The organism is Mesorhizobium sp. WSM4884 (genome assembly GCF_029625675.1).
Taxonomy (GTDB): Bacteria; Pseudomonadota; Alphaproteobacteria; order Rhizobiales; family Rhizobiaceae; genus Mesorhizobium.
This window is the reverse complement of the sequence record NZ_JARTVO010000012.1, coordinates 89,735-114,299: the sequence shown is the minus strand read 5'-3', so window position 1 is coordinate 114,299 and position 24,565 is coordinate 89,735. Positions and strand designations below refer to the sequence as shown.

Here is a 24,565-nt window from a genome sequence, read left to right as displayed (position 1 = left end):
AGCGGACGCTGTTTAGCCAACCTTCCCGCCCAAATGCGCCTTCAGCGCCATCTGGGCGAGGCTCGCCTGCCGGTCCCGGTGGGTGATCATAGCGAAGTCGCGCTTCGGCAATTCTACCGGCACAGACCTCAGGCTGCCCTCTGCAAGGGAGCGCGCGACCACGAGCTCCGAGATGATCGTAGCCCCCGCGCCGGCCTCCACCGCCTGACGAACGGCTTCGTTGCTGGGCAGGACCAGGAATATCTGCAGCTCCGCCGGCGAAACGCCTTCGCTGCGCGCGAAATCCTCCAGCGCCTCGCGCGTGCCCGACCCGCCTTCCCTGATGATCCAGCGCAATGCCCTGATGTCGAGGTTTCCCGCCGGGGTCGTCGGAATTTCGGGGTGCGAGCGCGCCACCACCAGCATCATGCGGTCCTCGTCGACCGTAGCGCGCCGCAGGATGTCGGATTCGGTACGGCCTTCGACCAGGCCGAAATCGGCCCGGCCGTCCAGCACGTTGGTCTCGACCTGCCTTGTGTTGCCGATGGTGACGCTGAGGCGCACCGCCGGATAGGCTTCGTGGAACGCGGCCAGGCGCCTCGGCAGCCAGTAGCTGGCGATGGTCTGGCTCGCCGATATCGACAGGCTGCCGGCGATGGTTTGCGAGACGTGTTCCAGCACGTTGTGGGCGGCGGCCGCGCGCTCAAGGACCGCCTTGGCCTCGGGCAGGAAGCGGTGGCCGGTCTGCGCGAGCTCGATGTTGCGCCCAACCCGGTTGAACAGGCGTACGCCATGCTGGCTTTCGAGCGCGCGGATGGCCGCCGAGGCGGCGGACTGCGAGATGCCGAGCAACTCGGCCGCTTTGGTCATGTGGCCATGCTCGGCGACGGCGACGAATATGCGCAGTTGATCGAGGGTCATGGCCAACTAAGAAGCAAAATCGATCGGAATTACAAGAGCCGCTTGTTAGACAGATCAATCGCTTTGTTCTAATTTTTTGCCCGGGCTTGGAAAAAATTGGCTGCTCTGACGCCAAGGTTGGAAATGATCGGGCGCTTCAAATCCCTTTTCGCGCATTGGAGTCGTCGGCTGAGACGGCAGTTGGCCGGCGAGCGCTATCATCCCGAGCTGCACTATATGCGCGGACCGGGGCCGAAGACGAAGGCCAAGTTGGCGAGTAACAAGAGCATCCGCGGATCATGAGCAGCGGCGCGCCACGCGGCGCCAACTCCGCGCCCTCCCAGCAGCCGCTGTCCGACACGCGCGCGCCGAAGGAGGGCGATGGCGTTGACACCTCGCCGAGCGTCTCCGACCGCATCGCCAAGACCACCTGCTACATGTGCGCCTGCCGCTGCGGCATCGACGTCCATATCAAGGACGGCAAGGTGCGCTACATCAACGGCAACAAGGACCACCCGGTGAACCGCGGCGTGATCTGCGGCAAGGGCAGCGCCGGCATCATGCAGCACTATAGCCCGGCGCGGCTGAGGAAGCCGTTGCTGCGCACCGGCCCGCGCGGCTCCGGCGAGTTCCGCGAGATCGAATGGGACGAGGCGTTTGCCATCGCCACCGAACGGCTGTCGGCGATCCGCCGCGCCGATCCGAAAAAGCTCGCCTTCTTCACTGGGCGCGACCAGTCGCAATCGCTGACGGGTTGGTGGGCAAGCCAGTTCGGCACGCCGAATTTCGCCGCCCATGGCGGCTTCTGCTCGGTCAATATGGCGGCCGGCGGCCTCTACACGATCGGCGGCTCGTTCTGGGAGTTCGGCGAGCCCGATTGGGATAATACGAAGTACTTCATGCTGTTCGGCGTCGCCGAGGACCATGATTCCAACCCGATCAAGATCGGCCTCGGCAAGCTCAAGGCGCGCGGCGCCAAGGTGGTGTCGATCAATCCGTGCCGCACCGGCTACAACGCCATCGCCGACGATTGGATCGGCATCCGCCCGGGCACGGACGGATTGTTCGTGCTGGCGCTTGTCCATGAATTGCTCAAGGCCGGCCGCGTCGATCTCGACTATCTGCTGCGCTACACCAACGCGCCGGTGCTGGTCGTGCAGGAGCCCGGGTCCGCCGATGACGGACTGTTCATGCGCGACGACGCCGGCAAGCTGCTGGCTTGGGACAGGGTGTCGAAAGTTTCTGTCGACGCAGCCGACCCCGAAGCGAAGCCGACGCTGACCGGCAGCTACATCGTCAATGGCCGCCGCTGCATGCCGGTGTTCCAGCTCATCGCCGAGCGTTACCTGCATGACAGCTATTCGCCGGATGTTGTTGCGGGGCGCTGCGGGGTGGGCGCCGATACGATCCGCCGCATCGCGGCGGAACTGGCGCATGTCGCCTTCGAGCAGACGATAGAACTGCCGGTTGCGTGGACCGACTGGGCGGGCCGGCGGCACGAGACGATCAAGGGACGGCCCGTCTCGATGCATGCCATGCGCGGCATCTCGGCCCATTCCAACGGTTTCCACACCTGCCGCGCTATCCATCTGCTGCAGGTGCTGCTCGGCACCGTGGATGTGCCCGGCGGCTTCCGTTTCAAGCCGCCCTATCCGCGTTGCGCGCCTCCGGGCCCGAAGCCCGCCGGCAAAAGCGTCCGGCCAATGACGCCGCTCGAGGGCATGCCACTCGGCTTCGTCTCGGGGCCTGACGATCTGCTCGTCGACGATGCCGGCCGGCCGACCCGCATCGACAAGGCCTATTCCTGGGAGGCGCCTTTGGCGGCGCACGGCCTGATGCATAGCGTCATCCGCAATGCCTGGGCCGGCGATCCTTATCCGATCGACACACTGATGATGTACATGTCGAACATGGCGTGGAACTCCTCGATGAACACCGTCGAGACCATTGCCATGCTGACCGACAAGGATCCGTCGGGCGCCTACAAGATCCCCTTCATCATCTATTCCGACGCCTATTATTCCGAGACCGTGCCGTTCGCCGATCTGGTGCTGCCCGACACCACCTATCTCGAGCGGCATGACTGCATCAGCCTGCTCGACCGGCCGATCAGCCATGCCGACGGGCCGGGCGACGCCATCCGCCATCCGGTGGTGCAGCCGGACCGCGACGTGCGGCCGTTCCAGTCGGTGCTGATCGAGCTAGGCGCGCGGCTCAGACTGCCCGGCTTCGTCACCGATGACGGCTCGGCGAAGTACCGCGACTATGCCGACTACATCGTCAACCACGAGCGCGCGCCCGGCGTCGGCCCGCTCGCCGGGTGGCGCGGCAAAAACGGCGGCGCGATCGGCAAGGGCGAGGTCAATCCGGACCAGTTGCAGCGCTACATCGACAATGGCGGCTTCTGGCACCACGATTTTTCCAACGACCAGCGCTACTACAAGATGGGCAATCGCGCCTATCTCGACTTTGCGGTGCAGATGGGATTCATCCCCAAGGCCGAACGAACCGTCTTCCAGCTTTACTCCGAGCCGATGCAGCGCTTTCGCCTCGCCGCACGCGGCCATGGACAGCCGCAGCCGCCGGAGGCCGAGCGCGGCCGCATCGAAGCCTATATGGATCCGCTGCCCTTCTGGTACGCGCCCTTCGAGGAAGAGAGCATCGACCTCCAAAAATATCCGCTGCATGCGCTGACGCAGCGGCCGATGCACATGTACCATTCCTGGGGTTCGCAGAATGCGTGGCTGCGGCAGATCACAAACCAGAACCGGCTGTTCGTGCACAACGAAACGGCCGGTAAGCTCGGCCTTGCCGACGACGACTGGGTGTGGATCGAAAGCGTCAACGGCAAGGTGAAGGGGCAGATCAAGCTGATCGACGGCGTGAACCCGGACACGGTGTGGACCTGGAACGCCATCGGCAAGCGGCGCGGCAGCTGGGGCCTGAAGGACGATGCCGCAGAGAGCAATCGCGGCTTCCTGCTCAACCACATCATCGGGGACCAGACGGCAGCCGACGCCAACGGCAAGCGTTATTCGAATTCCGATCCGGTCACGGGACAGGCGGCGTGGTTCGACATGCGTGTGCGCCTCGTCAAATGCGCACCCGAGGAAGCCGGCTTCAGCGAGCCGCAATTCGAGCGCTTCCGGCAGCCGCCGAATGTCGAGACGCCGCCCGACGTGCTTCGCTTCGGCGCGGCGTTTCGCATGAAGAGGGAAGCCGCCGAATGACCTGCCTTCCCGCTCAAACCGAGAAGAAACTCGGCCTCGTCATCGACCTCGACACTTGCGTCGGCTGCCAGGCCTGCGTCACCGCATGCAAGGAGTGGAACACCGGCGGCCATATGGCGCCGCTGACCGACACCGACCCTTATGGCGGGCATGTCGACGGCGTCTGGTTCAACCGCGTGCACACTTACGAGCACACGACCGAAATGGGCGGCCGCACGGTGAATTTCCCGCGCTCCTGCCTGCACTGCGGGCAGCCCGCCTGCGTCACGGTCTGCCCGACCGGCGCCTCCTACAAGCGCGCCTCGGACGGCATCGTGCTGGTCGACGAGGACAAATGCATCGGCTGCAAGCTGTGCAGTTGGGCTTGCCCCTATGGCGCGCGCGAGTTCGACACCGATGTCGGCGTGATGAAGAAATGCACGCTCTGCGTTGATCGCATCTACAACGATAATCTGGCCGAGGAAGATCGCGTGCCGGCCTGCGTGGCCGCCTGCCCGACCAGCGCCCGGCATTTTGGTGATCTTGGCGATCCGGCCTCGGCCATCTCGCGGCTGGTGGAGGAGCGCGGCGGCGTCGACCTGATGCCCGAGCTTGGCTACAAGCCGACCAACAAATATCTGCCGCCGCGCGCCCGAAGCCAACGCGCGGCGAAGGTCGATGTGCCGGCGCTGGAGCCGATCCGGGCGGAGGGCGGTTTCCTCGGCTGGATCGATCGCATGCTTTCGAATTAGCTTCGCCCCATCATGCATCCCGCTTTCTCGGTCGTCTTCTTCACCACCGCCACCGGCGCCGGCTACGGCCTGCTGGCGCTGCTCGGCGTGCTTGGCGGGCTCGGATTCATCCGGCCTGACCTCTGGCTTGGCCTTGTCGGCATCGCGCTTGCGCTAGGCCTGATCGTCGTCGGCCTGCTCTCCTCCACGGGCCATCTCGGCCGACCCGAGCGCGCCTGGCGCGCCTTCTCGCAGTGGCGCAGTTCCTGGCTGTCGCGCGAAGGGGTGGCGTCGGCCGCGACCTTTATCCCGGCCGGGCTGTTCGGCATCGGCTGGGTGTTCTTCGGCCGAAGCGGCGGCTGGGTTGAGGTTGCTGGCCTGCTGACTTCAGCCGGCGCGATCACCACGGTCGGTACGACGGGCATGATCTACGCCTCGCTGAAGCCGGTCGCGCAGTGGCACAGTCCCTATACGCTGCCGGCCTATCTCATCTTCGCGGGCATGACAGGCGGCGTGCTGCTCAACGCCCTTCTACAGGGTTTCGCCATGGATTCGACGGCGGTGCTGACCGGCGCGCTGCTTGCCACGCTCGCCGGCTGGGCATTGAAGCTCGCGACCTGGCGCTACAACGACCGGCTGAAAATCCCGACCACGGCCAACACGGCGACGGGGCTGGCTGGCGGCACGGTGCGGTCGATCGAATGGCCGCACACCGAAGAAAACTACCTGCTCAAGGAGATGGGTTTCCGCATCGCGCGCAAGCACAGCGCCAAGCTGAGGCGGATCACGCAAGCGCTGGCCTTCGCCGTGCCGGCCATCTTGCTCGTTATCGCCCTCGTGTCACCGCGGCCAGTCGCGGCCATTGCGTCGGTCCTCGCCGCCATTTGCCAACTTGTCGGCATGCTGGTCGAACGCTGGCTGTTCTTCGCAGAGGCGAAGCACACGGTCACGCTCTACTATGGCAGATAGAGCGGCTTTCAGCCGAGCCGCAGCATCGAGCCGGAGATCGCAAAGATGCGCTCGGCGCCGAGCATATAGGCAACGAGCGTTTCCAGGCGGAACAGGCCGGCATAGGCGCGGTCGAGCACGTTGAGCGAGCCGGTATAGGCGCCGAAGGCCGGCATGATCATGCGGCCGCCGTCGCCGGCAAAGCAGCGCCGCCTGACCGAGCGGCCGCGCTGCACGATGCGGGCGCAAGGATGAAGATGGCCGGCGATCTCGCCTTCCACCCGCAGCTTCGAGGGCTCGTGGCGAAAGAGCAGCGAGCCGATGGCGAGTTCCCTCACCGTCTCGCCCGGTAGGTCGGCAGGCGCATCCGGATCGTGGTTGCCGGCGACCCAGAACCAGTCGCGGCCGGCCATCATCGCTTCCAGCCGCTCGCGGAAGCTCAGATGCATGCGCTCGGCGCCGCCGCCGTCGTGAAAGGAGTCGCCGAGGCTGACGACGATCCGCGGCTGATAGTCGGCGATCACCGCCTGCAGTTGGAGCAGGGTGGCGCCCGTATCGTAGGGCGGGATCAGCGCGCCGCGTTTGGCGAAGGACGAGCCCTTTTCGAGATGCAGGTCGGAGACCGCGAGCAGCCTCAGATCGGGGAAATAGAGCACGCCGCGCCGGTCGCAAACCGCGCGCTCGCCGGCGATGCCGACAAGGTCGGCCTCGGCGATCAGCGTTGCGCGCGACAGCGAAAAATTCATCCCCTCTTGGCCCTCTCTCAGCCCGTCACGCTCGGCCGCCCATGGCTTCCTCGACCAGATCGGCGGCTTCCATCAACAGCGTGTCGTTGGCGCCGCCATTAACCGATTCCTTGCCGATCTCCAGCATCACCGGCACCGCCAGCGGCGAGATCCGGTCGAGATGCTTATGCATGATTCGACCGCGCACACGCGAGAGCATCTCCCCAAGTCTGCTGACATCGAGCAATCCGGCCGAAGCGTCGGTGCGCGTCGCCTGCAGCAAGATATGGTCCGGCTCGTGGCTGCGCAGCACGTCGTAGATGAGGTCCGCCGAGACCGTCACCTGGCGCCCGCTCTTTTCCTGGCCGGGATAGCGTTTCTCGATCAAGCCGGCGATGACCGCGCAGGTGCGGAAAGTGCGCTTCAGCATCCAGCTGTCGTTCAGCCAGGCCTCCAGATCGTCGCCCAGCATGTCCTCGTCGAAAAGCGCGGCCAGCGACGGCTTCTTCGCCTTGAACAGCGCCGCCATGTCGTCCAGCGCCCAGACGGCAAGCGAATAGTCGGTGGCGACGAAGCCGAGCGGCCTCGCATGCGCGCGCTCCAGTCGACGCGTGAGCAGCATGCCGAGCGTCTGGTGCGCCAGTCGGCCCTCGAAAGGATAGGCGACCATGTAATGGCGGTTGCCGCGCGGAAAGGTCTCGACCAGAAGGTCGCCGCGCTTCGGCAGCACCGACTTCTCCTTCTGCAGCCGCAGCCAGTCCGCGACCTGCTCGGGCAAGGCTTTCCAGCGGTCGCTGTCGGCCAGCATGCCGCGCACCTGCTCGGCAAGATAGGTCGACAGCGGGAACTTGCCGCCGGCATAGGACGGCACGATGATGTTGGCGCCGGCTCCGTTGGAGACGACGCATTCGTTCTCGCGAATGCCCTCGAAGCGCAGCACCTTTCCGGCGAACAGGAAATTGTCGCCGGGCCGCAGCGTCTCGGCGAAATACTCCTCGATCTTGCCGAGCACCGGCCCGCCGCGACCGGCCATGCCGCGGCCCTGCCGGACATAGCGGATATTGAGCTCCGGCATCTCGACGATGGTGCCGACATTCAGCCGGTATTGCTGAGCGACGCTCGGGTGCGAGATGCGCCAGAGCCCGTCCTTGTTCCTGCGGATGCGGGCATAGCGCTCATAGTTTTTCAGCGCGTAGCCGCCGGTGGCGACGAAGTCGATGACGCGGTCGAAGGTCTCGCGCTCAAGCGCTGCGTAAGGCGCGGCGCCGCGTACTTCCTCGAACAGATGGTCGGCGTCGAACGGGCCGCCGCAGGCGACGCCCAGCACATGCTGCGACAGCACGTCGAGCGCGCCCTTGACCAATGGCGGGGTATCCTGCGCGCCGAGATAATTGGCGTCGAGCGCGGCGCGGCATTCCAGCACCTCGAAACGGTTGGCCGGGATAAGGATCGCCTTCGATGGCTCATCCATGCGGTGGTTGGCGCGGCCGATGCGCTGCGCCAGCCGGCTGGCGCCTTTCGGCGCGCCGACATGCACGACCAGATCGACATCGCCCCAGTCGATGCCGAGGTCGAGGGTGGAGGTGGCGACGATGGCGCGCAGCGCATTGTCGGCCATCGCCTTCTCGACGCGGCGGCGCTGGCCGACATCGAGCGAACCGTGATGCAACGCTATCGGAAGAGAATCCTCGTTCGCCCGCCAAAGCTCCTGGAACAAAAGCTCAGCCTGGCTGCGCGTGTTGACGAAGAGCAGCGTCGTGCGATGCTCTTTGATCGCCTCGTAGATTTCGGGGATGGCATAGCGGGCCGAGTGCCCCGACCACGGCACGCGCTCGCGCGAGTCGAGGATGGAGATGTCGGGCTTGGCGCCGCCAGCGACCGTGATCAGCCCGGCCATGTCGCCTGCAGGATTTTGGCCAACCAGCCAGCGCCGCAATTCGTCCGGCTCGGCGACCGTCGCCGACAGGCCGATGGTCTGCAGCTTGGGAACGAAGCTGCGCAATCGGGCCAGGCCCAGCGCCAAAAGGTGCCCGCGCTTGGAGGTGACGAGCGAATGCAGCTCGTCGAGAACGACGTAGCGCAAGTCTTCGAAGAAGCGCTTGGCGTCGTTCGAGGCGATCAGCAAGGCGAGCTGCTCGGGCGTGGTGAGCAGGATGTCGGGCGGCACGAGCTTCTGCCGCTGGCGCTTGTGCGAGGGCGTGTCGCCGGTGCGCGTCTCGATCGTGACGGGCAGCCCGATCTCATCGACCGGTTTGCCGAGATTGCGCTCGATGTCGACGGCTAAAGCCTTGAGCGGCGAGATGTAGAGCGTGTGGATACCGCGATGCGACTCGCCAGGCTTGCGGCGCGGGCGTTTGGCGAGCTCGGTGAGCGAAGGCAGGAAGCCGGCCAGCGTCTTGCCGGCGCCTGTCGGCGCGATCAGCAGTACCGATTGCCCGGCTTCAGCCTTGGCCAGCAGCTCGAGTTGGTGAACGCGCGGCGACCAACCCTTTGCGGCGAACCACTTGACGAATGGCTCGGGCAGCAGGACGGCGGCATTCTGTTCGGCGAGGCGCGGCTGCTCTGTCACGCGCCAGAGGTAGCGCGACGCAGCGCGCTCGCCAAGAAGAATCGGAACAAAAGGGGATCAAGGCGCGCTTTTCCTTCTCCCCTTGTGGGAGAAGGTGGATTGTCGCGAAGCTGCAAGACGGATGAGGGGTGTTCCAGCGGAGTGGGACGTCGGCATTCCCTGGAACACCCCTCATCCGTCGCCTTCGGCGACACCTTCTCCCACAAGGGGCCCACAAGGGGAGAAGGGAAAGGCTGGCGCTACGGCCTGCGAAACCCCGTGGGGCCGCCATAAAGATAGCCGATGCGCTCGACCGCTTCCTTCAGCCCCTCGCGCGAGACCAGCATGGTGTGGCCGTTGGCGTGGATCATGTCCTTCGCGTCCGTCATGATCGCGACGTGGCCTTTCCAGAAGACGAGGTCGCCGCGCTGGAGCCCGGAGAAGTCGGGGCCTGGTTCGAGCGGCGTGCCGATCGATGCCGCCTGCATGTCGGAATCGCGCAGCACATCCTTGCCGGTCATGCGCATCGCCAGCTGCACGAGGCCGGAACAGTCGATGCCGAAGCCGGAAACACCGCCCCAGAGATAGGGCGTGCCGAGGAAGCTTTCCGCCACCGTGACATAGTCGTCTGCCAGCTCCGCGATCGGTCTGAGATGGCCCGCGATGATCGCCTGGCCGGAAGGCAGCAGCGCGTAATGCGTGCGGCGCGTTTCGGCCGAGCCCGCCACCGTCACCGTCGAGCCCATCGACAGTTGTCCGTCGATCGGAAAGCGCAGGTCGGGGCCTGGATAGAGAAAGGTGCGGGGTACGCACACGATATGGGTCGGGGTTTGCTCACGCGGACCAACCACGTTGTCGGCGACATAGCCGACATAGCCGTCACGCTCGGCCTGCACCCAGGCCCAGCCTTCCGCGTCCTCGAAGACAAGCACATCGTCGCCGAACAGCGCCTGCGTGTTGACGCCGGCATCGGGGCGCGGCGCCTTGCGCAGGTCGGCGATGGCGGCCGTGATCCGCGCCGGGCGGCCGGCGACGAAGCGGTCGGCAGCGACTTCGCCTTTCAGCCTGGCATCGGCAAGGTCGGAACGGAAGGCGTGAAGGCGGGCATCCCTGGCGGTCAAATCGGCAATCCAGTCAACTTTGGTGATCGGTCAAATGGGCAGTTCTTGCGCTTTGGCGACGATACCATCGCCGAAGCGCTCGACAAAGAGCGCGCCTTCGACCGTGCGCCGGATCAGCACATTGCGCTTGTCGGCCTCGTCGCGGTGGCGCGAGACCAGCTTCAGCGCGCCCATCGTGTCGAGCGCCCTGGTGATGACCGGCTTGGTGACGTTGAGTCTGGCGGCCAGGCCGCGCACCGTGTGCGGCGGTGGATCGAGGTAAATGGTGAGCAGGATCGCCGTCTGGCGCATGGTGAGATCGGGCGCGCCGTCGCGCACCTGCGACAGCAACACCTGCTGCCACAGTCGCAAGGCCTGGCTCGGGCGCATCGAAATCGACATCCGCCCAGCATGACGGCAAATTGTTTCGCGTCCGTTTCAGTCCAGGCGTTTTGCCGGCTTTTTCGGCAAGTACCTGTTCTTACGCAATTCCGGACGGAAAACCGCTGCGCACTTTCCCTGGAATTGCTTATCCAAACCGTGTCGCGATGATGCGCTCCAGCGCGCGAATGCCTTGCGCTTCGCCGCCCGTCAGTCCGTGCGGACGATCGGCGGGGTTCCAGGCAAAAATGTCGAAATGCGCCCAGCCGGGCGTTTTTTCCACGAAACGCTTGAGGAAGAGAGCCGCGGTGATCGATCCGGCAAAGCCGTCCGTGGTGACGTTGTTGATGTCGGCGACCTTCGAGGAAAGCTTCGCATCGTAAGGACGCCACAGGGGCATGCGCCACAGCGGATCCTCGGCAGCAAGCGAAGCCGCCGCCAGATCGGACGCCAGCGCCTCGTCGCCGGTGTAGAAGGGTGGCAGGTCAGGGCCAAGCGCGACGCGCGCCGCTCCGGTCAGCGTCGCCATGTCGATCAGCAGGGACGGCTTCTCCTCGTCGGCGAGCGCCAGCGCGTCGGCCAGGACCAGCCGGCCTTCCGCATCGGTGTTGCCGATCTCGACCGTGATGCCCTTGCGGCTCCTCAGAACGTCGCCCGGCCGGAAGGCGTTGCCGGCGATCGAATTCTCGACCGCGGGGATCAGCACGCGCAGCCGGACATTCAGTTTCGCCGCCATGACCATGGAAGCGAGACCCAGCACGTTTGCGGCACCGCCCATATCCTTCTTCATCAACAACATGCCGGACGACGGCTTGATGTCGAGGCCGCCGGTATCGAAGCAGACGCCCTTGCCGACCAGCGTCACCTTCGGCGCATCGCCTGGTCCCCAACTCATGTCGATCAGCCGCGGCGCGCCGGCCGAGGCGCGGCCGACGGCATGGATCATCGGGAAATTCCGCGCCAGAAGATCGTCGCCCTTGACGACAGAGATGTCGGCGCCATGCGCGGCGGCCAAGGTCTGGACGGCCTCCTCCAGCTCACCCGGCCCCATGTCGCTGGTCGGCGTGTTGACGAGGTCGCGCGTCAGGAACACGCCGTCGGCGATGCGGCGGACATGTGCGGCGTCGGCGCCCGGCGGCAGCGCGAAGCGCAATGCCTTGCCGGGCTTCTTGCCGTAACGAGTGAAGACGTAGCCGCCGAGGACGAGCGCAAGCGCCGCAAGATCGGGCGCAGGCAGGTCCTGGGCAAGATACCATTCGCCCTCTGGCAGCGACCGCGCCAAGGCGCCGACGGCAAGCTGGCTCTCGCCGTCGCCGGTGCCGAACAGCGCGCCGGCGAGAGCGCCACCCTCACCGGGCAGGATCAACGTCCGGCCAGCCTCGCCGGAAAAGCCATTGGCTCGCGCCCAAGCGATGACGGACGGCGGAAGGCCCGCGCCGTCGAGACCGTCCTTTCCCAGCAGATAGACTGGCAGGGCGGCTTCCGGCTTCTGGTCAACGAGTTCGACAGGCATTCGATGGTCTCCGAATAGATAAAGCACGTCGCGCAGAAACGGATTTCAGGCGACGCGCTTTAAGCCTTTGTTTTGATGCACGTCGTTGTCCCAGAACCGCTGCACACTTCTGGGCGACCTGCAATGGCGAGTCAGCTTCTTAACGGTCCGTTAGGGTTAACAGAATATTTCTGCGGGAGGGAAGACGGCCAGCCAACGGCCGCACAGGATGGAGACCAGGTGCAAATGCCGATCAATGCGCCGAACGTGAAAAACAAGCGTCTGATGACCACGGCATTAGTGGTGGCGCTGGCGGCCGGCATCGCGGGCTGCAGCAGCACCAGCAAGTTCACCACCGGCTCCATTTCCCGCTCCGACGGCAGGCCGCTGGAAACGATGTCGGCCGGCGAATTGCACAGCGCTACGACCAGACTTGGTGAGTCCTACGCCAGGAACCCGAACGACAAACGCATCGCCACGAATTACGCGGCGGCGCTGCAGATGGATGGCGACGCCGACCAGTCGCTGGCAGTGATGCGCAAGCTCGCCATCGCCTACCCCAAGGACCGGGACGTGCTTGCCGCCTACGGCAAGGCGCTTGCCGCAAACGGGCAGTTCGAGCCGGCGCTCGATGCGGTACGCCGCGCGCAAACGCCGGAATATCCGGACTGGCGCCTGGTGTCGGCGGAAGCCGCCATCCTCGACCAGATGGGACAGCGGGACGAGGCGCGTCAGGATTACCGAAAGGCGCTCGACCTCAAGCCGAACGAACCTTCCATCCTCTCCAATCTCGGCATGTCCTACGTGCTCGAGGGCGATCTGCGCACAGCCGAAACCTATATGCGCTCGGCCGCGCAGCAGCCGAACGCCGACAGCCGCGTGCGGCAGAACCTGGCGCTGGTCGTCGGCCTGCAAGGCCGCTTCGACGAAGCCGAGAAGATTGCCTCGCAGGAGCTTTCGCCGGAACAGGCGCAGGCCAATATCGCTTATCTGCGCCAGATGCTGGCCCAGCAGAATGCCTGGAGCCAGCTCAAGGCTCAGGACAAGGACAAGGCGAAAGTCGCGACCAATTGACCGCGCTGCGCCGCGTCAAGCGCCGCGCCAGACAAGGAAAAGCCGCGCGGCGCCCGCCACGCGGCTTTGTCCTGACCTCGACAGGTCCGCCTATTGACCGCTGGAGCTGTGCTGGTCGCCGAAGATGCCGCGTTGGCTGACCTGGATGCCGGCCGGACCCAGGATGATGGCGAACAGAACCGGCAGGAAGAACAGGATCATCGGCACGGTGAGCTTCGGCGGCAGCGCGGCGGCCTTCTTCTCTGCAGCGTTCATGCGCATGTCGCGGCTTTCCGAGGCCAGCACGCGCAGCGCATGCGCCACAGGCGTGCCATAGCGTTCCGCCTGAACCAGGGCCTGGGATACCGACTTCACCGATTCCAGGCCGGTCCGGCTCGCCAGGTTCTCGTAGGCTACCTTGCGATCCTGCAGATAGGAGAGTTCGGCATTGGTGAGAACGAATTCCTCGGCGAGCGCCACGGACTGGGCGCCGATCTCGTCGGCGACCTTGCGAAGCGCCGCCTCCACTGACATGCCGGACTCCACGCAGATCAGCAACAGGTCGAGCGCGTCCGGCCATGCCAGTTGGATCGACTGCTTGCGCTTGGTCGCGCGGTTGTTGACGTAGAGGATCGGCGCATAGAAGCCGCCATAGGCGACAAGAACGCAGACGAACAGCTTGATGAAAGCCGGCTGCTGCGCCAGACCGCCGAGCAGGAACAGGTAGATCGCCGCAAGTGCAAATCCGATGAAGGGCAGGATCAGGCGGAAGAACAGGAAGCGCGTCAGCGGGTTCTGGCCGCGGAAGCCCGCCACCTTGAGCTTCTGCAGCGTGCCTTCGTCGGCAAGCGCGCGCTTGAGATCCAGTCGCTCGACGATGTTGCGCATGCCGATCGACTGCTCCTCGCGCAGCCCCTTGCGGCGGTCGGCCTCGTTGGCAAGACGCGCACGCTGCTTCGAGCGCAGCTCGTCGCGTTCGAGCGCCACGGTTTTCATGCGCGCCTTGAGCTGATCGCCGCCGAGCGCGGGCATGAGCGTGAAGACGGTCGCAAAAACCGCGATGCCGACCAGGAGCGCGATAAGGAATGAAGGATCGGTTAGCGTCTTGACGACCTGGTCTGTCATTGGATCCGCGTCCCTACACTTCGAAATTCATCATCTTGCGCATCACCACGATGCCGATCGACATCCACACGCCGGAACAGCCGAGGATCAGATTGCCGACACTGGTCGTGAACAGCGGCATGATGTAGTTCGGGCTCGAAAGATAGACGAGAAAGGCGACGACGAACGGCAAGGCGCCGATGATGACGGCGGACGCTTTCGCTTCCATCGACAGCGCCTGCACCTTGGCCTTCATCTTCTTGCGATCGCGCAGCACACGCGAAAGGTTGCCAAGCGCCTCGGAGAGATTGCCGCCTGCCTGCGACTGGATCTGGATGACGATGCCGAAGAAGCCGGCCTCGGTGCATGGCATGGTCTCGGACATGCGCAGCGTGGCATCCGGGATCGAAAGGCCCATCTGCTGGGAATCGACGATGCGGCGGAACTCGGAGCGGACCGGCTCCGGAGATTCGTTGGCGATCAGGCGGATCGCATCGTTCAGCGGCAGACCGGACTTCACCGCGCGCACAATGATGTCGAGTGCGTTCGGGAACTCCTCCAGGAAGGCCTTCACCCGGCGCGTGCGGCGAAACGAAACGAACCAGCGCGGCAGGCCGAATGCCCCGGCCAAGAGCGCGCCGGGCAGGACGAGCCACGGCGCACCGGCGAGATAGGCAAGCAAGGTCAGTGCGATGCCGCAGATCACCGAGTAGATGTAGAAGCGCTCGATAGGAACCGTCATGCCGGCCTGGCGGATCTGGGCCTTCAGCGGCGGCTTCTTGATGTTGCGGTCGCTGGTTTTCTGCTTCTCGTCGAGCTGCTTGAGCGAATCCTGAAGGGTCTTGCGCCGCCTGACCGCTTCCGCGGCCCGGTCGCGCGAAGCCTTCACCACCGACCGGTCGGTCTCTGCCGTCTTGATTGTTTCAAGCCGCTTGCCGGCCTGCTTTTCGTTGTCGATGCGGGTGAACAGGAAAGCATAGGCCATCGCGCCGGCGCTGAGGCCGGCAAGCACGACGAAAGCCAGAACCGTGGTGTCAATTCCGAACATCAACCTTGGCCCCTACGCCTCCAGATGCACTAGAGCGGTTCAGCTTTCGTAGAATCGCTGACCCGCTCTAACTATTTGTTTTGACGCAATTCCGGACGGAAAACCGCGACGCACTTTTCCTGGAATTGCTTTAGTCAGCACGTTTCTCCATGGCCTCGAGCGCATTGGCGAGACGCTGCTCCTCGCCGTAGTAGCGGGCACGATCCCAGAAATGCGGCCGGCCGATGCCGGTGGAGACATGTTCGCCGATCAGACGGCCGTTCGCGTCTTCGCCCTTGATGTTGTAGAGGACGAGATCCTGGGTGATGATGACGTCGCCTTCCATGCCGATCACCTCTGTGATGTGGGTGATGCGGCGCGAGCCGTCGCGCAGGCGAGCCGCCTGGATGATGACATCGACCGAGCCGACGACGATCTCGCGCACCGTTCTCTGCGGAAGCGAATAGCCGCCCATGGCGATCATCGATTCAATACGGTTCAAGCATTCGCGCGGACTGTTGGAGTGGATGGTTCCCATCGAACCGTCATGGCCGGTGTTCATCGCCTGCAGCAGGTCGAACACTTCCGGCCCGCGCACCTCGCCGACGATGATCCGTTCGGGCCGCATGCGCAGGCAGTTCTTGACGAGGTCGCGCATGGTCACCTCGCCCTCGCCTTCGAGATTGGGCGGCCTGGTTTCCAAACGAACCACGTGCGGCTGCTGCAGCTGCAACTCGGCCGAGTCCTCGCAGGTGATGACCCGTTCCTCGCGATCGATGTAGTTGGTCAGGCAGTTGAGCAGCGTCGTCTTGCCCGAGCCGGTGCCGCCCGAGATGACGACATTGCAACGGACGCGGCCGATGATCTTGAGGATCTCGGCGCCTTGTGGCGAGATGGCGCCGAACTTGACCAATTGGTCGAGCGTCAGCTTGTCCTTCTTGAACTTGCGGATGGTGAGCGCGGTGCCGTCGAGCGAGAGCGGCGGCGCGATCACATTGACGCGCGAGCCGTCGGGAAGGCGCGCGTCGCAGATCGGGCTCGATTCGTCGACGCGGCGGCCGACCTGACTGACGATGCGCTGGCAGATGTTGAGCAGCTGCTGGTTATCGCGGAAGCGGATGCTGGTCGGTTCGACCTTGCCGTTGACCTCGATGTAGACGTTCTTGGAGCCGTTGACCATGATGTCAGCGATGTCGTCGCGGGCGAGCAGCGGTTCCAGCGGTCCGTAGCCGAGCACGTCGTTGCAGATGTCCTCGAGCAGCTCTTCCTGCTCGGAGATCGACATCACGAAATTCTTGATCGCGATGATGTCGTTGACGATGTCGCGGATTTCCTCGCGCGCGCTTTCCGGATCGAGCTTGGCGAGCTGCGACAGGTCGATGGTGTCGATCAGCGCGGAAAACACCTGGCTCTTGGTGTCGTAGTAGGTTTCGCTGCGCTCGCGCTGGATCCTTCTCGGCGGCTCGGGCGCCATCGGCGGCGCCTCCACCGGACGGCGGGCCGGCGACGGGGCAGGCATGCCGGGCACCGACGCGGCCGACCGATCGAGAGCCATCGTCCCGGTCGGACCGGGAGCGGCGGGAGGAGGTGCTGGCGGACGGAATTCGGGAGCTACCCGGCTGCCGTCGTCTGTGCCTCGTTTACCAAACATGATCGACTACCCGATGCCGCTCTGCCAGCGTCACTTCTTGTTGCGCGAAAGCTTGCCGAGGATGGAGCCCAGGCCTGCCCTCTTCTTCGCCTTGATCTCGCTGCGCCCGGTCAGCACATGCGCGATTTCATTGATCGTGCCCACGATCGGACTCTTGGCGTCCATCTCGCCAAGCATGCGGCCGTTGTTGGCCGCGTTGCCGAACAGCAGCGGCTCGAAATTGATCACCGCCATCGGCGTGATGCCGAGCGGTTCGGAAAAATCCGATGCGGCGATCTCCGGCCGTTTCGGAACGCCTGCCTGGTTGATGATCAGCTTCGGCGGCGAGTCGTTCGGACGCAGCCGCTTCAGCATGTCCACCATATTCTTGGTGTTGCGAAGATTTGCCAGCTCGGGCGTGGCCGTGATGACGATCTCGTCGGCCTTGATCAGCGTGCTCTTCGTCCAACCGCTCCAGATATGCGGAACGTCGAGCACGAGCAAAGGTGCGCTGCGCTGCGCCGTTTCGATGACCTGGGAGAAAGCGTCCGGATCGAAATCGTAGACGCGCTCGAGCGTGGAGGGTGCCGCCAGCAGGGACAAATGCTCGGCGCACTGTGCGAGCAGGCGGTCGAGATAGACTTCGTCGACGCGCTCGGGCGAAAACACCGCCTCGGCGATACCCTGAGCGGGGTCCTGGTCGAAATTGATGTTGGCGGTGCCGAAGGCGAGGTCGAGATCGGCGACCACGACCTCCGATTTGAACAGTGACGATATCGCCCAGGCGACATTGTGGGCGATCGTCGAGGAGCCGACGCCGCCCTTGGCGCCGATGAAGGCGATGGAGCGGCCGATCGGATCGGACTCGGGATCGACGAAGATCGACGACACGACGCTGACAATGTCGGTCATCGATACAGGCGCGATGACATATTCGGAAATGCCGGAGCGGATAAGCTCACGGTAGAGGCCGACATCGTTGTAATGGCCGATGACCACGACCTTCGAGGAAGGATCGCAATACTCCGCGAGCTGAGTGAGCTGCTCGAGCAGCTGTTTCGGCTCACTGCGCGATTCCAGCATGATCAGGTTGGGTGTCGGCGCCGACTGGTAGAATTCGATCGCGGTGGCGATACCGCCCATATGGACCTTGAGATGGGCCTTGGCCATGCGGCGATCCTCGCCGGCACGCTCGATGGGATTGGCGACACCGTCGGTCTCGCAGAAGGCCTGGATCGAAATGCGCGGCACCGGGCGCAGCGCCTGCATGGCGGCGATGTCTTGTTGCGAGAGATCGCCGGTATCCGAGGGCGTGTCGTAGGCAAGATTGCTCATCGTCATGCTCTTTCCGCCATCCGGCGCGGCTCAGTACGTCACTTCCGAATTGCCGAGGAACTCGTCCGAAATGCCTCTGGCGCGATAGACGTCGATCACATTGCTGCGATTTTCGGCGTCGATGTCGGACTGCTTGCGCGGCCCCAGCAGATCGTTGGGATTGGCCATCTGGGCGGCAAGGTTGTTCTGATAGGAACAGCCGAAATCGGCGTAATGCTTGTTCTCCGACGTTTCCGTTAGGTCGTTCGGCCAACGCCCGCATTTGTCGGTCTGAGCTTGCACGGCGACGAAGGCGACGCGGACAGGCGCCGAGGCTTCAGGCACGGCCGACTGGTAAGACGTCATGACGATCCGGTTGCGCTTCACACCGGCAGCCATGGCAAGCCGGGCAAAGTCGCGGCTGGCCGCCTGGGCGGCAAGCTGGTTGGCAGATCCGACCGGAACCGCAATCGTCAGTGCCGGGGCAGCGCTCCTGTCGTAACCGTCGAGGAAGCCGAGCAGCGCGTCGCGTTGCGAACCGGTCATGCCGCGATCGCCGGCGCCGACCGGAAGGTCGATCTTCTGGTTCTTCTCGGCGATGACGATCGGATGATTGGTGCGGTAGTCGTCGGGAATGGAGCCCACCGTAATGCTGTCGCGATGGAAGTTGGCGCATCCGGCGAGCGATGCCGCAAGGGCGATCGCCAGGACAGGGGCCGCCCGACGGAAACGTCCGCGGCCAGATGTTGCCGCCGCGATCGTCATGGCCTTCGATGCTGACTGAGACATGTCCGCTTTCCCGCTCATTTGTAGATGAAGCCGACGACGCCGTGGTAACGGCCGGCCGGCCTGTCTGTCTGCATGGTGCCGTAGACGCGATTGACGCGGCCGAGGAACATGCCGGCGCCGTCGCTCGGCGGATTGAAATTGTCGTCGGGCTTGGCCAATTCATTGCGTGCCACCGGCCGCGCCAGATAGGGCGTGATGATGATGACGAGCTCGCTCTCGTTGCGCACGAAGTCGCGGCTGCGGAACAGAGTGCCGAGCACGGGAATTTTCGTTAGCCCCGGCAGACCATCTACCGCCTGTCTGATGTCGTCCCGGACGAGGCCGGCGATCATCATGGATCCGCCAGAGGGCAGTTCCACTGTGGTGTCAGCCAAGCGCTTGCGGAGTGACAATATATTCGTGTCGCCCAGCGCGAACGATCCTTCGGTTGTCGGCTCGGAAACTGATGTCCTGACCTTTAGGCTAATACGACCTGGCGACAATACCACGGGCTGGAACTCAAGACCGATGCCGTATTCGATCTTCTCGGCCGACCAAAGCCTGTCGGCGTTCTGATTGTCACTCGACTTTGCGTTCGAGACATTGCTCACCATGTTGTATTCGCCGCCGACTTTGAAGGTCGCCTTCTCGCCCGAGACGGCTGTCAATGTCGGCTCAGCCAGCGTTTTCATGACGCCCGACTGCTCCATTGCGTTGACATAACCCCGCAAAGTCGAAGTGGCGAAGTTGACGCCCGAGTCAGACAACGGTTTGCCCAGACCTGGATAGGTCTGACTGGTCGCGCTGAAAGAAATACCGTCGCTGCCGCCGCTGCCGACCATGTTGACGCCAAGCTGCTTCATCACCGAGCGGCTGACTTCGGCCACGGTCACCTTCAGCGTGACCTGATCGTCGCCGATGATCTGCAGCAGATTGACGATCTTAGAGACCCGGCGCTCCTGGTCGGGGTTGTTGATGTCGACACCGCCATTGACCGATCCGCCGGCGGCCGTCTGCGAATATTGGCCGGTGGTGGCTTCACCGCCCGAGACGAAGATGGTCGCAAGATCGACGGCGCGCTTGGCGTCGAGCGGCGTGTCCACCGTGCCGGTGAGGATAACGTTGTCGTTCAGCAGCTCGACCTTGATTTCCGATGTCGGCAGGAAGCGCTTGAGATAGTCTTCCAGTCCGGCGACGTCGCGCTCGACCGCCAGGTCGAGGCTGGCGATCTGCTCGCCGTTGGGGCCGAAGACGAAGATGTTGGTCTCGCCGACCGCCTTGCCGAACAGATAGATGCGGCGCGCCGTGCGCGTCACCGCGTCGGCGACCGCGGGATTGGCGACGAGGATGTCGTAGGCGTCGTTCGGCAGATCGATGACCACCGACTTGTTGAGACCGAGCTTGACGCGCTGCGTGGCAACCGAGGCCGTCACGCCCGCCGCCCTATTCGCGGCCTTGGCCTCGACGAGGCCTGGCGCATTGGTGCCGAGCAGGAGCAGGCCTATTGCCGCTGCCGCCAAGAAGGGCAGTTTGCCGTTTAGCCTCATTTCCTTGCTCCCACTTCGGAAACTTCGCCCGACTTGATCAGCCGTACCGTGCCGCGCCGGCCGTTGCCGTTCACCAGATAGTCGGCCTCGCCCAGGTTCTTCTCATTCGTGTCCACGATCGGACGCAGCGCCAATGTCAGGCGGTCCGCCATCTGCTGCGCCACCGTGATGATTTCCGCCTGCTGCGGCGTCAGTTCCAGCGTCGCGGTCTGGCCGACCCTGGTCTTCTTGCCTTCTTCGTCTTCCTGGATGGTCTGGTCGATGGCCAGGACGCGGATGTTCTTGAGGATGGTCTCGGTGTTGAAGCCGCTGCCGCCGTTACCGGTGTCGGCGCGCCGGGTCATGATGACGTCGACGAAATCATTGGGCAGGATGAAGCCGCCCGCCGACGTGTCGGCCGATATGGCGGTCGCGACGGCGCGCATGCCGGACGGCAGGATCGACGACATGAAGCTCTGCCCTTCGCCGACCAGCTTGGAGCGCCGCAACGGCTCGCCGGTATACATGGCCACGCGCGCCACCGAGCCCTTGAGCTTTTCGGCCGCGTCAGGTTCGGCGGCACGGGTGATGAAATTGGCGTTGACGCCGCTGGCCGGCCACTGCTCCCAGTTGATGTTGTCGCCGAGCTGGCTGCCCATCGCGACATCGCCGGAAAGCACCAAGACGTCCTGAAGCGCGATCGCCGGTTGCTTGGGAGCGTCGACAACGACCCGAGGCGGCGGCGCCACCACCATGTTCTTTGCGACATAACCCGCGCCGCCCGCCGCGGCCACTGCCACGCCCAGAATAATCAGTCGGGATGCTGGCATTCGTCCGAACCCTTCGCCTCAAGGCAAACCACCTCGCCAGGCCGGACTTTGCAGCCGCAATCGTCAAAACAAGGTTAATGTAATGCTTACGATCGTGATTAATTTAAGGTTTACTCAAATTAGACGGAACCGCCTGCCGTTAACGAAAAAGGCGGGCCAAGCCGCCTCGAAAAGCGCGCTTAAGCGCGTCGCGCTGAAACGGCGACGCGCTTTAAATCCTTGTTTTGATGCATGTCTCCCAAACCGCTGCGACATGCATTAATCAAGAAATGAGTTATGTGGTGAGCCTATCCAGCGCCCAGACCATCAGCGGAGAATCCGGGAAGGTGAGAAGCCCGCCGAGACCAAGTGCCACGCCATAGGGAATGCCTGCGCGCTCGTCTGCGAAATGGCGCAGGAAACGGTTATGGCCGGTGTAGGCCGCGAGCGGCGATTTCCGGTAAGCCAGAATGGCAATCGTCAGCAGGCCGCCGATCAACGTCGAGGTTACCAGGTAGCCGATGAGATTGATGTTGAGCCCCATCCATACCGCGGTCGCCGCCAGCAGCTTGGCGTCGCCGCCGCCCATGCCGCCGAGCGCGAACAAACCGAAAGTCACCGCCAGAACCAGGGCACCGGCCGCGAAATGCCCGCCATAGGTTGCCCAGTCCATCCCGGTCAACGGAGCCACCAGAGCGAACGTCGCCAGAAGCAGGACAGGCACGCGGTTGGCGATCGTCATGGACAGCGTGTCGGAGATCGCCGCAAACAGCATGCAGAAAGGAAAGACGACGAAGATCGCGGCTTCAAGCATGGACGACGGACCCGCACGAAAATCGACGCCAGCCTAGACTCGGCGAATTAACGATTGATGAGACCGGACACTCAAATCGTCCGGCTGCATAGAAAAGGGCCGCCCAAGGGCAGCCCTTTTTCCTTTCGAAACGCGCGATTTTATCAACCACGCGACTTGCCAGCGTCTTAGTTGCCGGCGCCTTCAAGCTTGTTTGCAATGGCGATGAACTTGCTGTTCAGGGCACTGCCGAGCTGGCCGGCGCCGACCATGATGGCGAGCGCGATGAGAGCGGCGATCAGACCGTATTCGATGGCGGTCGCGCCGGATTCGTCCTTCGCGAAACGTGCAATGAGGTTAGACATTCGAGAGCTCCTACTCCACGTGTTACAGCACTTCCGTCAACTTCTCTTGCCGGTTGATCGGATGTTGCGAATTTAGGGAGAAGCCCTTTCAATCGGCTTAATAAATACCCTTACCGATTCCTTTCCGGGGGCGAACCCGTTGCTTGGTTAACCGTGACCTAAGCGTCGAAAGGCGGACCGACGGGAAGGAAAAGCGCGGAGATCCGGCCACGCGCTGCTTTGCTAAAACAGCATATGCTGCTGGCTCATGGCTCTCGAGTCGACCAATCCTTATCGCAGCCATGCAGCGTTTAACCGTCGGTTCACCAATTTCGTTCATGTTCCGTTGAACAGTCTGCCGCTCCGGAGCGCCTCAATGACCTTGTCGAGATCGCCATTTCCAGTCGTCGCGCTGCTGGCAGTTGCCGCTTTCGTCGTGCCGGCCAAGGCCGGCGCCGGCATCGAGGTCACCATGAACCAGGCAAAGATCGTCAAGTTGTCGCGCGCCGCCGATACGATCGTCATAGGCAATCCGGCAATCGCCGACGCCGCAGTTCAAGACGCCTCGACGGTCGTCCTCACCGGCAAGGGTTTCGGCGTCACCAATCTGGTCGTGCTCGACTCCGATGGCAGCCCGATCATCGACGAGCAGGTGACGGTCGTGCGGCAAGCCGCGTCATCGGTGCGCATCTACAGGCGTGCCGAAGTCCAGACAATGTCCTGCACGCCCTATTGTGAAAGCTCGTACAAGAGCGAGGCTGAGAAAACATCCGAAACCGAAATGAACGCCGGCCATTGAGGGCCGACGCCGACAAGCGCCGCGACGTTAATGGCGGGTTAAAGGTCGTCCGGCGAATTTAACGCTCATCCAAACCGGGCCTCAATGGGTTTTTCGCTATGTTGCCGCCGGCATTGCAAGGGATCGGCAGGAACGGGACATGAGCAAGGATCCGACACCCGAGGGCGGCATGGACGGCAAGGTGCGGGCAAAGTCCCGCCATGGCTTTTTCAGCGACAGGCGCGGCAGCACAGTCATAGAATTCGCGCTGCTTGCCATGCCGTTCGCCCTGCTAGTCTTCGCCATCCTCGAAAGCTGCATCTCGTTCGCCGGCCAGGAGGTGATGGCCAACATCACCGATGACGTCGCGCGCCAGCTCAGGACCGGGCAGCTCAAGAAGGCAAATGTGACCGAAGCCTCGATCAAGCAGCTGATCTGCGACGGGATGGCCATCATCGTCACCGGCAACTGTCTTGAACGCCTGCAGGTGGACCTGCGCGAATATCCGACCTTTGCCGACGCCGCTACGGCGAGCTTCAAGATCGTGAACGGCCAGATCGTGCTGACGCAAGGCACGAACTCAATGCCTTTCGGGGTGTCACCCGGGCTGGCGGAAACGAAGAACATGCTGCGTGTCTTCTACAAATGGCCGGTCATGACCGATTTCCTGGCAAAGCAGATGGCCAATATAGACGGCGACACGCTGCATTTCGCGTCCGTGACCTGGCAGAACGAACCATTCGACAATTGAGACTGCTCGGCGGCTGAGACTGCGGCGGGTGGAGGTAAAATGTACCGTGCGGGGGCACACTGGGGAATTTGGGCCATTGCGGCGCGGTTTTGCCGCGATCGCCGCGGCGTCGCGGCAATCGAGTTTGCGTTCATCGCGCCGGTGCTGCTCATCATGTATTTCATCACGATGGAAGCCTCGCAGGCGATCGAGACCAGCAAGAAGGTCAGTCGCATCGGCAGCATGGTGGCGGACCTGGTCACGCAGCAGACAACGGTCGCGAAAGCGGATCTCGATGCGATCATGAAGATCGGCACCTCGACGCTGCAGCCCTACAACCGCTCGACGCCGACGATCATCATCACCGGCATCCAGATCAGCGACGAGGCCTCGCCCAAGGCGACGGTGGCATGGTCGCGCAAGCTGGTGGGCACTACCTATAGCGCCGACGCGGCGAAGAACAGCATCACCACCGTTCCGTCGACGCTGAATATCCGCAACACCTTCCTCGTGCGGGTGGAAAGCGACCTCGGCTACGAGGCGATGATCACCTGGTCGGCCGACGAATCGAAGGCGCTTGGATTGACCTCGGTCTTCAACCACATACCGATGGGCGAGACATACTATCTGCGACCGCGCCGCAGCCCCACTGTCCCCTGCAGCGACTGCTGAGGGA

22 protein-coding genes are annotated in these 24,565 nt (G+C 63.7%); 7 read left to right on the top strand and 15 right to left on the bottom strand.

Annotated elements, in window-relative coordinates; translation table 11 throughout:
- Positions 1–12: 12 nt before the first annotated feature.
- Entirely contained in the window at positions 13–900 is an 888-nt protein-coding gene (locus tag P9236_RS19675; protein WP_278076145.1) for a LysR family transcriptional regulator, read from the bottom strand.
- A 278-nt stretch (positions 901–1,178) separates the two neighbouring features.
- On the opposite strand from P9236_RS19675, the gene P9236_RS19670 reads away from it, so the two are divergent.
- Genes P9236_RS19670 through P9236_RS19660 form a run of 3 tightly spaced genes read left to right on the top strand, consistent with a single transcriptional unit; the run spans position 1,179 to position 5,788 of the window.
- A complete protein-coding gene (locus tag P9236_RS19670) occupies positions 1,179–4,109 on the top strand; it encodes a molybdopterin oxidoreductase family protein (protein ID WP_278076144.1) in 2,931 nt (976 codons plus the stop codon).
- Positions 4,106–4,840 (top strand): 4Fe-4S dicluster domain-containing protein, encoded by a 735-nt coding sequence (locus tag P9236_RS19665; RefSeq protein ID WP_278076143.1) that lies wholly within the window; start codon positions 4,106–4,108, stop codon positions 4,838–4,840. Before P9236_RS19670 ends, P9236_RS19665 begins: the two co-directional genes overlap by 4 nt.
- 12 nt (positions 4,841–4,852) lie before the next feature.
- Positions 4,853–5,788, top strand: coding sequence for a DmsC/YnfH family molybdoenzyme membrane anchor subunit (locus tag P9236_RS19660; RefSeq protein WP_278076142.1), 936 nt, complete (start codon positions 4,853–4,855; stop codon positions 5,786–5,788).
- A gap of 8 nt (positions 5,789–5,796) precedes the next feature.
- Here the strand turns inward: P9236_RS19660 and pdeM are convergent, their stop codons facing one another.
- The 5 genes from pdeM to P9236_RS19635 all read right to left on the bottom strand — a co-directional run bounded on the left by pdeM (position 5,797) and on the right by P9236_RS19635 (position 12,034).
- Positions 5,797–6,513 (bottom strand): ligase-associated DNA damage response endonuclease PdeM, encoded by a 717-nt coding sequence (gene pdeM / locus P9236_RS19655; protein ID WP_278076141.1) that lies wholly within the window; start codon positions 6,511–6,513, stop codon positions 5,797–5,799.
- A gap of 25 nt (positions 6,514–6,538) precedes the next feature.
- Positions 6,539–9,061, bottom strand: a complete 2,523-nt coding sequence (locus P9236_RS19650; RefSeq protein WP_278076140.1) for a ligase-associated DNA damage response DEXH box helicase — start codon at positions 9,059–9,061, stop codon at positions 6,539–6,541.
- A 239-nt stretch (positions 9,062–9,300) separates the two neighbouring features.
- Positions 9,301–10,161, bottom strand: a complete 861-nt coding sequence (locus P9236_RS19645; RefSeq protein ID WP_278076139.1) for an NlpC/P60 family protein — start codon at positions 10,159–10,161, stop codon at positions 9,301–9,303.
- Positions 10,162–10,191: 30 nt separating this feature from the next.
- A complete protein-coding gene (locus tag P9236_RS19640) occupies positions 10,192–10,542 on the bottom strand; it encodes a MarR family winged helix-turn-helix transcriptional regulator (RefSeq protein ID WP_278076138.1) in 351 nt (116 codons plus the stop codon).
- Between the two features lie 127 nt (positions 10,543–10,669).
- Complete coding sequence (locus tag P9236_RS19635; RefSeq protein ID WP_278076137.1) at positions 10,670–12,034, bottom strand: leucyl aminopeptidase family protein; 1,365 nt, start codon at positions 12,032–12,034, stop codon at positions 10,670–10,672.
- A gap of 264 nt (positions 12,035–12,298) precedes the next feature.
- Between P9236_RS19635 and P9236_RS19630 the strand changes: the two genes are divergently transcribed.
- Positions 12,299–13,087: a tetratricopeptide repeat protein gene (locus tag P9236_RS19630; RefSeq protein ID WP_278076136.1), complete on the top strand. Its 789-nt coding sequence runs from the start codon at positions 12,299–12,301 to the stop codon at positions 13,085–13,087.
- A 90-nt stretch (positions 13,088–13,177) separates the two neighbouring features.
- Here P9236_RS19630 and P9236_RS19625 read toward each other — a convergent pair whose 3' ends face one another.
- The 9 genes from P9236_RS19625 to P9236_RS19585 all read right to left on the bottom strand — a co-directional run bounded on the left by P9236_RS19625 (position 13,178) and on the right by P9236_RS19585 (position 22,402).
- Complete coding sequence (locus P9236_RS19625; protein WP_278076135.1) at positions 13,178–14,191, bottom strand: type II secretion system F family protein; 1,014 nt, start codon at positions 14,189–14,191, stop codon at positions 13,178–13,180.
- Positions 14,192–14,204: 13 nt separating this feature from the next.
- Positions 14,205–15,218: a type II secretion system F family protein gene (locus P9236_RS19620; protein WP_278076134.1), complete on the bottom strand. Its 1,014-nt coding sequence runs from the start codon at positions 15,216–15,218 to the stop codon at positions 14,205–14,207.
- Between the two features lie 130 nt (positions 15,219–15,348).
- Positions 15,349–16,848, bottom strand: coding sequence for a CpaF family protein (locus P9236_RS19615; RefSeq protein ID WP_278076133.1), 1,500 nt, complete (start codon positions 16,846–16,848; stop codon positions 15,349–15,351).
- 30 nt (positions 16,849–16,878) lie between these two features.
- Entirely contained in the window at positions 16,879–18,162 is a 1,284-nt protein-coding gene (locus P9236_RS19610) for a CpaE family protein (RefSeq protein WP_278076132.1), read from the bottom strand.
- Between the two features lie 30 nt (positions 18,163–18,192).
- Entirely contained in the window at positions 18,193–18,930 is a 738-nt protein-coding gene (locus P9236_RS19605; protein WP_278076131.1) for a CpaD family pilus assembly protein, read from the bottom strand.
- 14 nt (positions 18,931–18,944) lie between these two features.
- Entirely contained in the window at positions 18,945–20,456 is a 1,512-nt protein-coding gene (locus tag P9236_RS19600; RefSeq protein ID WP_278076130.1) for a type II and III secretion system protein family protein, read from the bottom strand.
- Positions 20,453–21,265 (bottom strand): Flp pilus assembly protein CpaB, encoded by an 813-nt coding sequence (gene cpaB, locus P9236_RS19595; RefSeq protein ID WP_278076129.1) that lies wholly within the window; start codon positions 21,263–21,265, stop codon positions 20,453–20,455. The genes P9236_RS19600 and cpaB overlap by 4 nt, the downstream gene beginning before the upstream one ends.
- A gap of 274 nt (positions 21,266–21,539) precedes the next feature.
- Complete coding sequence (locus P9236_RS19590) at positions 21,540–22,058, bottom strand: prepilin peptidase (RefSeq protein ID WP_278076128.1); 519 nt, start codon at positions 22,056–22,058, stop codon at positions 21,540–21,542.
- Positions 22,059–22,225: 167 nt separating this feature from the next.
- The gene (locus P9236_RS19585; protein ID WP_278076127.1) at positions 22,226–22,402 is read right to left on the bottom strand and encodes a Flp family type IVb pilin; all 177 of its coding nucleotides are present in this window, start codon (positions 22,400–22,402) and stop codon (positions 22,226–22,228) included.
- A 355-nt stretch (positions 22,403–22,757) separates the two neighbouring features.
- Between P9236_RS19585 and P9236_RS19580 the strand changes: the two genes are divergently transcribed.
- The 3 genes from P9236_RS19580 to P9236_RS19570 all read left to right on the top strand — a co-directional run bounded on the left by P9236_RS19580 (position 22,758) and on the right by P9236_RS19570 (position 24,561).
- The gene (locus P9236_RS19580) at positions 22,758–23,180 is read left to right on the top strand and encodes a pilus assembly protein N-terminal domain-containing protein (protein WP_278076126.1); all 423 of its coding nucleotides are present in this window, start codon (positions 22,758–22,760) and stop codon (positions 23,178–23,180) included.
- A gap of 139 nt (positions 23,181–23,319) precedes the next feature.
- Positions 23,320–23,910, top strand: a complete 591-nt coding sequence (locus tag P9236_RS19575) for a TadE/TadG family type IV pilus assembly protein (RefSeq protein WP_278076125.1) — start codon at positions 23,320–23,322, stop codon at positions 23,908–23,910.
- 39 nt (positions 23,911–23,949) lie between these two features.
- A complete protein-coding gene (locus tag P9236_RS19570) occupies positions 23,950–24,561 on the top strand; it encodes a TadE/TadG family type IV pilus assembly protein (RefSeq protein ID WP_278076124.1) in 612 nt (203 codons plus the stop codon).
- The last annotated feature ends 4 nt before the right edge of the window (positions 24,562–24,565 follow it).

What these genes read in the sequence shown, in the direction of transcription:
- P9236_RS19675 (WP_278076145.1), bottom strand. Translation starts at nt 900, where the DNA reads ATGACCCTCGATCAACTGCGCATATTCGTCGCCGTCGCCGAGCATGGC.
- P9236_RS19670 (WP_278076144.1), top strand. Translation starts at nt 1,179, where the DNA reads ATGAGCAGCGGCGCGCCACGCGGCGCCAACTCCGCGCCCTCCCAGCAG.
- P9236_RS19665 (WP_278076143.1), top strand. Translation starts at nt 4,106, where the DNA reads ATGACCTGCCTTCCCGCTCAAACCGAGAAGAAACTCGGCCTCGTCATC.
- P9236_RS19660 (WP_278076142.1), top strand. Translation starts at nt 4,853, where the DNA reads ATGCATCCCGCTTTCTCGGTCGTCTTCTTCACCACCGCCACCGGCGCC.
- pdeM (WP_278076141.1), bottom strand. Translation starts at nt 6,513, where the DNA reads ATGAATTTTTCGCTGTCGCGCGCAACGCTGATCGCCGAGGCCGACCTT.
- P9236_RS19640 (WP_278076138.1), bottom strand. Translation starts at nt 10,542, where the DNA reads ATGTCGATTTCGATGCGCCCGAGCCAGGCCTTGCGACTGTGGCAGCAG.
- P9236_RS19635 (WP_278076137.1), bottom strand. Translation starts at nt 12,034, where the DNA reads ATGCCTGTCGAACTCGTTGACCAGAAGCCGGAAGCCGCCCTGCCAGTC.
- P9236_RS19630 (WP_278076136.1), top strand. Translation starts at nt 12,299, where the DNA reads ATGACCACGGCATTAGTGGTGGCGCTGGCGGCCGGCATCGCGGGCTGC.
- P9236_RS19625 (WP_278076135.1), bottom strand. Translation starts at nt 14,191, where the DNA reads ATGACAGACCAGGTCGTCAAGACGCTAACCGATCCTTCATTCCTTATC.
- P9236_RS19620 (WP_278076134.1), bottom strand. Translation starts at nt 15,218, where the DNA reads ATGTTCGGAATTGACACCACGGTTCTGGCTTTCGTCGTGCTTGCCGGC.
- P9236_RS19615 (WP_278076133.1), bottom strand. Translation starts at nt 16,848, where the DNA reads ATGTTTGGTAAACGAGGCACAGACGACGGCAGCCGGGTAGCTCCCGAA.
- P9236_RS19610 (WP_278076132.1), bottom strand. Translation starts at nt 18,162, where the DNA reads ATGAGCAATCTTGCCTACGACACGCCCTCGGATACCGGCGATCTCTCG.
- P9236_RS19605 (WP_278076131.1), bottom strand. Translation starts at nt 18,930, where the DNA reads ATGTCTCAGTCAGCATCGAAGGCCATGACGATCGCGGCGGCAACATCT.
- P9236_RS19600 (WP_278076130.1), bottom strand. Translation starts at nt 20,456, where the DNA reads ATGAGGCTAAACGGCAAACTGCCCTTCTTGGCGGCAGCGGCAATAGGC.
- cpaB (WP_278076129.1), bottom strand. Translation starts at nt 21,265, where the DNA reads ATGCCAGCATCCCGACTGATTATTCTGGGCGTGGCAGTGGCCGCGGCG.
- P9236_RS19590 (WP_278076128.1), bottom strand. Translation starts at nt 22,058, where the DNA reads ATGCTTGAAGCCGCGATCTTCGTCGTCTTTCCTTTCTGCATGCTGTTT.
- P9236_RS19585 (WP_278076127.1), bottom strand. Translation starts at nt 22,402, where the DNA reads ATGTCTAACCTCATTGCACGTTTCGCGAAGGACGAATCCGGCGCGACC.
- P9236_RS19580 (WP_278076126.1), top strand. Translation starts at nt 22,758, where the DNA reads ATGACCTTGTCGAGATCGCCATTTCCAGTCGTCGCGCTGCTGGCAGTT.
- P9236_RS19575 (WP_278076125.1), top strand. Translation starts at nt 23,320, where the DNA reads ATGAGCAAGGATCCGACACCCGAGGGCGGCATGGACGGCAAGGTGCGG.
- P9236_RS19570 (WP_278076124.1), top strand. Translation starts at nt 23,950, where the DNA reads ATGTACCGTGCGGGGGCACACTGGGGAATTTGGGCCATTGCGGCGCGG.